This window comes from Mycobacterium sp., from assembly GCF_049585075.1.
Classification (GTDB): Bacteria; Actinomycetota; Actinomycetes; order Mycobacteriales; family Mycobacteriaceae; genus Mycobacterium.
On the sequence record NZ_JBAUZA010000400.1, the window covers coordinates 1 to 2,224 of the forward strand.

General features: G+C 66.6%; 1 protein-coding gene. It reads left to right on the forward strand.

From position 1 onward, the window contains the following. Positions 1-2,224: transglycosylase domain-containing protein (locus WB785_RS19075; protein ID WP_424080859.1), on the forward strand; the 2,224-nt coding region annotated here is incomplete at both ends.

Sequence of the window (2,224 nt, forward strand, 5' to 3'; positions counted from 1 at the left end):
CCGCTGCGCTGGAGGGCACGCCGCCACGGCGTCGTCAGCAACCGACCGGCGGGGCCGGCGGCGGGCGCCGACCACCCGGTCCTCCGCCACAAAAGCCGCCATTGCCCGACGGGGGCTGGGTTCAGCGCATCGACTGGACGTGGCTGCAGCGCGTCAACTGGCTGTGGGTGCGTCGCGGGCTCTACGTGGCCGCGGCGGTCGTGTTGCTGTTGCCGATCGTCACGTTCGCGATGGCCTACTTCATCGTCGACATCCCCAAGCCTGGCGACATCCGCACCAACCAGGTCTCGACGATCCTGGCCAGTGATGGCTCAGAACTCGCGAAAATCGTTCCGCCGGAAGGTAATCGCGAAGACGTCGGCATCGACCAGGTGCCGGTGCATGTGCGCCAGGCAGTGATCGCGGCCGAGGACCGCAACTTTTACACCAACCCCGGCTTCTCGTTCAGCGGTTTCGCGCGGGCGGTGAAGAACAACATCTTCGGCGGCGACACCCAGGGCGGTTCGACGATCACCCAGCAGTACGTCAAGAACGCGTTGGTGGGTTCGCAGCGCGCCGGGGTCGGCGGCCTGGTCCGCAAAGCCAAGGAACTCGTCATCGCCACCAAGATGTCGGGGGAGTGGTCCAAAGACGATGTGCTGCAGGCCTACCTGAACATCATTTACTTCGGTCGAGGCGCCTACGGGATATCGGCGGCGTCCAAAGCTTACTTCGACAAACCCGTGAACCAGCTGACTGTGGCCGACGGCGCCCTGCTGGCCGCGCTGATCCAGCGCCCGTCGACGCTTGACCCCGCGGTCGACCTCCCGGGCGCTCAGGAGCGGTGGAACTGGGTGCTCGACGGGATGGTTGACATCGGCGCGCTGGCACCGAGAGACCGTGCTGCCCAGATGTTTCCGCCGACGGCGCCGCCCGAGAAGGCCCGCGCGCAATACCAGATCAGCGGACCCAACGGGCTGATCGAACGGCAGGTCACCAGAGAGCTGTTGGAGCTGTTCAACATCGACGAGCAGACGCTGAACACCCAGGGGCTGCAGGTCACCACCACCATCGATCCGCAAGCGCAGAAAGCCGCCGAGAACGCGGTGCCGAAGTACATGGACGGCCAGGCGCCCGACATGCGCACCGCGGTCGTGTCGATCGACCCGCACAACGGTGATGTGAAGGCCTACTACGGCGGCAACGATGCCCACGGGTTCGACTTCGCTCAAGCCGGGCTGCAGACCGGGTCGTCGTTCAAGGTGTTCGCGTTGATCGCTGCGCTGGAGCAGGGCATCGGTCTGGGCACCCAGATGGACAGCTCCCCGCTGACGGTCAACGGCATCAAGATCACCAACGTCGAAGGCGAAGGCTGCGGAACCTGCAATATCGCCGAGGCGCTCAAGCGGTCGCTGAACACCTCCTACTACCGGCTGATGCTCAAGTTGAAAAACGGTCCGGACGACGTCGCGAAAGCCGCGCACCAGGCGGGCATCGCGGACAGCTTCCCCGGTGTCGCGCACACGCTGTCCGAAGACGGCAAGGGCGGCCCGCCCAATAACGGAATCGTGTTGGGCCAATACCAAACTCGGGTGATCGACATGGCCTCGGCGTATGCCACGTTGGCCGCGTCGGGTATCTATCACCGACCGCATTTCGTGCAGAAGGTGGTCAACTCCGAGGGCCGCGTGCTGTTCGATGCGACCAACTCCAACAACGGCGGCGAACAGCGGATCCCCAAGGACGTCGCCGACAACGTCACGTCGGCGATGCAGCCGATCGCCTCCTATTCGCGCGGTCACGCGTTGGCCGGTGGGCGGCCGTCGGCGGCCAAGACCGGCACGACGCAGTTGGGTGACACCGACGCCGACAAGGACGCCTGGATGGTCGGCTACACCCCGTCGCTGTCGACGGCGGTGTGGGTGGGCACCGTCAGCGGCGACAAGCCACTGGTCAGCAAGGGGGGCGGCCCGGTCTACGGTTCGGGTCTGCCATCGGATATTTGGAAGTCGACGATGGACGGTGCTCTGAAGGGCACCACGACCGAGTCCTTCCCCAAGCCGGGCGAGATCGGTGGGTTCGCTGGTGCGCCGGCCGCGCCGCCGCCGCCACCGCCGCCGCCACAGATGACCGTCATCCAGCCGACGATCGAGGTGGCGCCGGGCATCACGATCCCGGTCGGGCCGCCGACCACGGTCCCGGTGGGGCCGGCACCTGGACCGGTGCCGCCGGGCGGGCCCCAGCC